This window comes from Clostridia bacterium (genome assembly GCA_034926675.1).
In the GTDB taxonomy this organism is placed as follows: Bacteria; Bacillota; DTU025; order DTU025; family DTU025; genus JAYFQW01.
In genome coordinates this window covers 54,300-61,001 of record JAYFQW010000004.1, presented here as the reverse complement: position 1 = coordinate 61,001, position 6,702 = coordinate 54,300, and the positions used below count along the sequence as shown (strand labels likewise).

Here is a 6,702-nt window from a genome sequence, read left to right as displayed (position 1 = left end):
CGTAAGCTCGGACAAACGTGCCCTCTGGAATGCAAGCGAAGGTCTGTTCATCTGTTCGGGCGACCACAAAATCGTATATGGAAGCTATGCCGGCGATTCCGGCATTGACATGAGATCGCTTCAACCCCTTGAACCCCGGAGGATGGAGGTCAATGTCGATGAAATCGACCGTGAAACGTCGATCATGTCGAGGAAACCAGCATTGAGACTCTCCAAACGCGCGTTCCGGCGAGATTGGCGACACTGCGCGCGAGAGGGCGGGATGATGGCATAATGTGGCGCGGCTGACTTGCAGCTAGACGTGTTTTCGGAAATCGCCCGCGCGCGTCATGGAATCTGCGCGAACCTCGACCGCGGAAGTCGGACCGTCAATGTCGACCAATTGGACACTGACCCCGTGGTCAATGTCCAATTGAGTGGCATTGAGCGCGCGACAATGCTGGTTTGGCCGACATTGACAGCCTGCGGGACCGGAATCTTGAGAACCACGGAGCCGCATCAGCGGCTGTAAACGGCGTGCGAGACGTTGCCTTCCGCGATGCCAAGGCAGTGCCCCAGGTGCAGAGAGAGTGCCTAACGAGCTCAGGGCTGCAGCGAGAACCGAGCGATTGAACGCTCGATGGTGCTGAACATGGGATGGATTCGCGCCACGATCTTGACGCGCCACAACTCCTTCGGCTTGCAGGCTTTGACGCCAACATATACACCGATCCTTCGCCGAATTGGCTGAGGGGCTCATCCCCAAATGCCAAGCTGGAAGCATCTACATGCGGACCGTGAGATTCTGCGAAATGATGCGCGGGAATGCGGAGTGTCAAACGGCTATATGCCAAAGTGCCAAATGGATGCTGCACAGAACCGCGTCTGGCTCATAACCTGTCATCATGATAGGAATTAGCCGCGGCTAAGTGATCCCATTTGAATTCTTGTGGGAGGGTAGTTGCTTTGCAGAACGCCATCATCCTCAAGGATCTGCGTGCAGGAACTAAAGGGTCGGTCATCGCACTATCTGCAACAGGCCTCATCAGGCGGAGGCTCTTGGACCTGGGTCTTGTTCCCGGAACCGAGGTCACGGCGGTGAGGCGCAGCCCGTTGGGGGATCCCATCGCCTTTCTGATCAGGGGCGCGGTGATCGCTCTGAGAGGAGAGGATGCAGCGTGCATAACTGTCGGCGATATCCGGGAGGTGGAGGCGGTTGTTCGATGTGAAAGAGAGGTGGCTCGACAGACGCGAGCCCAATGTGTGCAGGACGGTATGCAGTAGCGCCCGGCCGAGCAGGCTCATCGCGCTGGCTGGGAATCCGAACACTGGAAAGAGCACGGTCTTCAACGCGCTCACCGGCCTTAGGCAGCACACTGGGAACTGGCCAGGGAAAACGGTGGATGCAGCCCGCGGTTCGTTCACGTTTGAGGGGCTATTGTTCACAGTTGTGGACCTGCCTGGAACCTACTCACTTCTTGCGAACTCCGAGGAGGAGAGGATTGCGCGGGACTTCCTGTGCACTGGCAATCCCAGTGCTACAGTGATTGTGGCCGACGCTGCCTGCCTGGAACGAAACCTGAATCTGGTGCTGCAGGTGATGGAGATCACCGCGAAAGTAGTGGTGTGCGTGAACCTCGTGGACGAGGCCAACCGAAAAGGCATTTCTGTGGATGGAGAGGCGCTGGCCAGGGAGCTCGGGGCGCCTGTGGTGCTCACCGCCGCCAGGCTCGGGCAGGGGCTTAGCGAACTGAAGAAGACCGTGACAGACGTGGCGGAAGGCCGGGTGATCCCTGTCCCTCGCACCGTTGTGTATCGGCGCGAGGTTGAAGATGCCCTGGGTGAGCTGGAGAGGGTATTCACGAGCCAATGGCAGGGCCCGAATATGGCAAATCCGCGGTGGCGCGCCATTCAATGGCTGGGCTCCGGCGCCGCCACCATGGACGGTGCTGCCCAAGGGGGATTGACAGGATGAAAGAACCGTCGGACGCCCTCACCATCCAGGACAAACTGGTGTCAGACATATACCAGAGAGCGCAGTCGGTCGCAGTGGAGTGTGTTCGCAAGACCGCGACGGTGGGGCCGGACATAGATAGCAGGCTGGACAACGTCCTCACGTCGAAGATTTTCGGGTTCCCCATAATGATCGTCCTGCTGGGAGCGGTGTTGTGGATCACTGTGGCAGGGGCCAACTACCCGTCCCAGGTTCTGGCGGCTGCGCTCTTCTGGGTCGAGGCTCGGCTCACTGAGCTGTTCCAGTGGCTAGGCGCCCCGGCATGGATTCACGGCGCTCTGGTGCTAGGGGGCTACAGGACTCTCGCCTGGGTGGTAGCTGTCATGCTTCCGCCGATGGCCATCTTCTTCCCTTGCTTCACTCTCCTTGAGGATCTGGGGTACCTTGCGCGAGTCAGTTTCAACCTCGACTGGTTCTTTCGGAAGAGCGGCGCCCACGGCAAGCAGGCCCTGACCATGGCGATGGGCCTGGGATGCAACGCAGCAGGGGTAATGGCATGCCGAATCATCGATTCACCGCGGGAGAGGCTGATCGCCATCATCACCAACACCTTCGCAGTGTGCAACGGACGCTTCCCCACATTGATAACCCTGGCCTCATTCATGGCCATTGGGTTGGCGCGTCCTGGATTGTGCCCGGCTGTCTCATCGCTTGTGGTCGTGGCTATGGTGCTGCTGGGCATAATGGCCACTTTCGCGGTGTCATGGGTCCTATCGAAAACGTTGCTGTGCGGAGTGCCGTCATCTTTCATCCTGGAGCTGCCATCATACAGAAGACCTCAGGTATCCAATATCCTTGTGAGGTCTCTGCGCGACCGGACCATGCTCGTTCTCAGGAGAGCGGTGGTAGTTGCGGCTCCAGCAGGGGTAGTCGTGTGGATCCTGGGCAATGTCAGTATCCACGGGTGCAGTGTCATTGGTCACACGGCCCGGTTTCTGACCCCAGTGGCCACAGCAATGGGATTGGACGGCCTGATCCTCACTGCCTTCATTCTGGGCCTGCCAGCGAATGAGATTGTCCTGCCCATACTGGCCATGGGATACCTTTCCCGGGGAAGCCTCGTGGATGTGGGCGATTCCGCATTCCTTGCAGGGACCTTGACGGCGAACGGATGGACCTGGTTCACCGCGCTCAATACCATGCTCTTCTCTGTTCTGCATTTCCCCTGTAGTACGACGATACTGACCATCGCTCGGGAGACAAGGAGCCTGAAGTGGACTCTCTTATCTGTCATCATCCCGCTCTCGGTGGCAGTCGGGGCCTGTTCTGCACTGACGTTGGCTGCACGTTGGGCGGGAATGGTGCGGTGAAGCGGCCGGCGGGCGGCGCGAACGCCGGCGCCGCGTCAGGCTTCACGGCCGGGTGCACATTTCGGTTTGGCGCGCGGTTTCCCACAATCGCCGAAATTCCTGCGCCTGGCCTGGCTGCATAAGGAACTGGGTGAGAAACGCGATCCTATCGATTGTCTCAGGGCTCAGGTAGTGCTCCATCGCCTCCACCTCGGACTCTATGTTCAGAGTGCTTCCGATAACCCTCAGGAAATCCTGGAGAACCCGGTTTCGGCTCACCAGGTAGCGTCCTACGTCTATGCCTTTCCCGGTTAGCGTCACGTCCTTGCGTGATCGATACACCACAAAACCCTGTTCACTCAGCTTCTGGAGCGCCTTGGTGACAGACGGCATGGATACGTGCAGCCTGGTGGCTAGATCCTTGGGCCGCACGATGCCATGCGCTTCGAGGTGCCTGTATGATTCCTCCAGATAATCTTCCAGGCTTGGTGTGAGCATTGAGGCGCCTCCTTGCAGAGTCCATGGGTAGTCTATGCTGATTCGCGCTCTGGGGTAAGGCGCGGGTCGCAGCCGGGAATCACATGTGGGGCTCGAGGGCTGCTGTCCTTCCTCCTTTCTGTTCTCACATGCCAGACGGCGCGCCTTGGCGCCCATAGGGACTGTGATAGGCCCTGATCACCCGCCGAAAGGTGTTGACCCAGAAATCCCGAATAGAACGCAGAAGCATGGGGCAGATGGGAAGCAGGCGTTGCCATTGGCTAGGTCCTTCGCGGTGGAATCCACTAGCTTTGGGATGGGCACGGTGATTACGCACAGAGCCTTCGGCAAACATGCGGAGGAATCTCTTAAGGCCGTCGAGCGCGAGGCTGCGCGGCTAGAGAGCATGTTCAGCCGCTTTGTTCCCGGAAGCGAGATAAGCGCGATAAACAGGTCTGCAGGAAGGTCATGCGAAGAACTCAGCCCTGAGACATTCGAAGTGCTATCGCGTGCTGCCGAGTTTTCAGGGGTCTGCCATGGTCTGTTTGACGTCACTATTGGGCCCCTTGTCGACCTGTGGGGCATCGGTGCGGGTGCATCAGGTCCGCCAGAGGACTCAAGAATAAGGCGGGTTCTCTCTCTGGTGAACTACACCGATCTGGCGCTTGATCCCGAGGAAAGAACCGCCGGGCTTCGCAGGCCTGGGCAGTCCATCGACCTCGGCGGCATAGGCAAGGGCTATGCGGGCGATAGGTTAGCCGAGGTGTTCAGGGGTCACGGCGTTTCGTCAGCTTTCGTAAACTTAGGAGGCAATGTGGTGGCATTGGGGACCAAACCTGACGGTTCGCCGTGGCGCATCGGCATACAGCACCCCAGGCAGGATAACGGACTGATCGGACTTGTATCTGTGGAAGACAAGGCAGTGGTGACATCCGGCGACTATCAGCGATACTTCATAGACGGCTGCGGAAACAGATGGCATCATATCCTCGATCCGTCTACCGGATACCCGGCAAAGGCTGGGCTGGTAGGCGTCACGGTGGTTGCGGACAGCTCCATGATAGCTGACGCGCTGTCGACCATGCTGTTCGTAGCCGGGCTGAGAAGAGGGCTCGAGCTTATCAGGGGGTTTGACGGCGCCGAGGCGATTTTCATTGATGCCGGGTCGTCAGTTTGCGTTACCAAGGGACTCAAGGATCGCTTTCTCGCCGCCGAGGGCGTGCGCGTGGATACTATCCAATGATCGGAGGGAGAGGATAAGGTGATCAAGGTAGTGCTCAAGGTGGTGTTGGGAGTTGCCATTGTACTAGTTGCCCTGCGTTTGGGAGGCGCCATATTCCTTAAGTCGGGGCTCGAAGCCGGCAGGAACCTTCCCATCGGCGTCTTGGACTTCTCCAAACTCAAGGACGGGGTATACACAGGGCGCCATCAGGCGGGCCGATGGTCGAATGAGGTCAAGGTCACCGTGTCATCAGGAAGGGTAACCGACATCCGTATCCTTCGGGGTATCCGATTCGCTACGCCCAAATTCGCCGAGGATGTAGTGAGGTCAATCATGGAAGCCCAATCGCTTCAGGTGGACACTGTCAGTGGTGCAACCATCACGACTAAGGCATATCTCAAAGCAGTGGAGAACGCGCTGACGGAAGCGAAGTGACATGGGCATGCGAGGGCATGCGAGGGCATGCGCAGGCAGATCCCTCGGGCAGGCTGGGACGCAGGCCTTGATCGGGTAGGTGAGTCCACTTGAACAGGGAGCGTGATCGGTTTGAGCCGTTCGGCTGAGCTAGTTCCTCTTGGAGATGGCGTATTCTACGTGCCTGGGAATCCGAACAGCGGAGTGATAGTGTCCGATGGGTCTGCACTTCTGGTGGATGCGGGCGGTGACCGGGATCGAGGGAAGGCGCTCGCGCGCGCTGTTCGCGAATCTGGGCACGAGCTTGTTGGGATTCTGCTGACGCATTCCCATGCAGATCACATTGGGGGATGCGCCGCGATCGTGAAGGAGACGGGCGCACCGGTGTATGTGTCAGCGGTGGAGTCCGCTTTCGTGGAACACACCACGCTTGAGACGTGCATGCTCCTTTCGGGGGCGGCGCCATGGACTGAGATGCAGGGCAAGTTTCTCATGGCCCAGCCGGCGCCTGTTGCAGGCAGATTTGTGGATGGGCCGATGTCGGTGGGCGGCGTCGAGTTCGCAGTCTACTCGTTGCCAGGTCACAGCCCCGGATCGGTTGGGATCGCCGCTGGCGCCGTGCTGTTTGCCGGCGATGCAGTGTTCGCGCCCGAGGTGTTGGGCAAGTTCATTGTGCCCTACAACACTAACATGACTGCACTGATGGCATCCCATGCTAGGCTCAAGGAACTCGCGTTCGATATAGTTGTGCCAGGCCACGGGGTGCCCGGTGGGACGGACCTGGCGGATAAGAACCTGGGAATCGCAGAGGCAACCATAGAGAGCGTGCTTGCCGCCCTTGTGGAAGGCCCTGCTGGTTCACAGGAGATTGTGGACAGGCTGTGCAGGGCGGCAGGCGGGAACGCTCGGATTCCGAACCCCGGGGTCTACTACCTGTACCACGCAGGGGTCCTCGCCTGCCTGAGCCATCTGTTCGGAAAGGGCGCGGTCCGGACGATGATAGATGGCGGAAGGCTTCTCTGGGAACGGGTCGGATAACGTACGGCGAGATGCGCTCTACACAAGGTGCGCTCAAACCGCGGACGTTTCACTGCGTGTTGTGCTACAATAGCGGCAGAGGGGAATGTCCGTGCTGGCATCTCTCCAATGGCATGGGGCAGTGACTACTAAGGCATCTCATCGAACTGCATAACTAGGACGGAGAGTTGGAGATAGTCCTACCACGGGCGGAGCCATTGGCCGGCCCCTGGGAGGGCTTTTCTATTTGTGGAATCACGCAGGCTGCCTGTGTGGCAGCTATGGAGGTT

Annotated in this window: 7 protein-coding genes; 6 read left to right on the top strand and 1 reads right to left on the bottom strand. The window is 59.0% G+C overall.

The genetic code is table 11. The features are described from left to right. Positions 1-957 precede the first annotated feature (957 nt). The 3 genes from VB144_02305 to VB144_02295 are packed head-to-tail and all read left to right on the top strand — an operon-like array spanning position 958 to position 3,303. Positions 958-1,263: a FeoA family protein gene (locus tag VB144_02305; GenBank protein ID MEA4882488.1), complete on the top strand. Its 306-nt coding sequence runs from the start codon at positions 958-960 to the stop codon at positions 1,261-1,263. Beyond that, positions 1,241-1,954, top strand: a complete 714-nt coding sequence (locus VB144_02300; GenBank protein ID MEA4882487.1) for a FeoB small GTPase domain-containing protein — start codon at positions 1,241-1,243, stop codon at positions 1,952-1,954. Before VB144_02305 ends, VB144_02300 begins: the two co-directional genes overlap by 23 nt. Continuing rightward, positions 1,951-3,303, top strand: a complete 1,353-nt coding sequence (locus VB144_02295; protein ID MEA4882486.1) for a nucleoside recognition domain-containing protein — start codon at positions 1,951-1,953, stop codon at positions 3,301-3,303. The genes VB144_02300 and VB144_02295 overlap by 4 nt, the downstream gene beginning before the upstream one ends. A gap of 42 nt (positions 3,304-3,345) precedes the next feature. On the opposite strand, the gene VB144_02290 is transcribed toward VB144_02295, so the two are convergent. Next, entirely contained in the window at positions 3,346-3,780 is a 435-nt protein-coding gene (locus VB144_02290) for an iron dependent repressor, metal binding and dimerization domain protein (GenBank protein MEA4882485.1), read from the bottom strand. Positions 3,781-4,036: 256 nt separating this feature from the next. On the opposite strand from VB144_02290, the gene VB144_02285 reads away from it, so the two are divergent. The 3 genes from VB144_02285 (at position 4,037) to VB144_02275 (ending at position 6,433) form a co-directional block, all read left to right on the top strand. Then, the gene (locus VB144_02285) at positions 4,037-5,002 is read left to right on the top strand and encodes an FAD:protein FMN transferase (GenBank protein ID MEA4882484.1); all 966 of its coding nucleotides are present in this window, start codon (positions 4,037-4,039) and stop codon (positions 5,000-5,002) included. Positions 5,003-5,020: 18 nt separating this feature from the next. Beyond that, positions 5,021-5,416 (top strand): FMN-binding protein, encoded by a 396-nt coding sequence (locus VB144_02280; protein ID MEA4882483.1) that lies wholly within the window; start codon positions 5,021-5,023, stop codon positions 5,414-5,416. 111 nt (positions 5,417-5,527) lie between these two features. Continuing rightward, a complete protein-coding gene (locus tag VB144_02275; protein ID MEA4882482.1) occupies positions 5,528-6,433 on the top strand; it encodes an MBL fold metallo-hydrolase in 906 nt (301 codons plus the stop codon). Positions 6,434-6,702 lie beyond the last annotated feature (269 nt).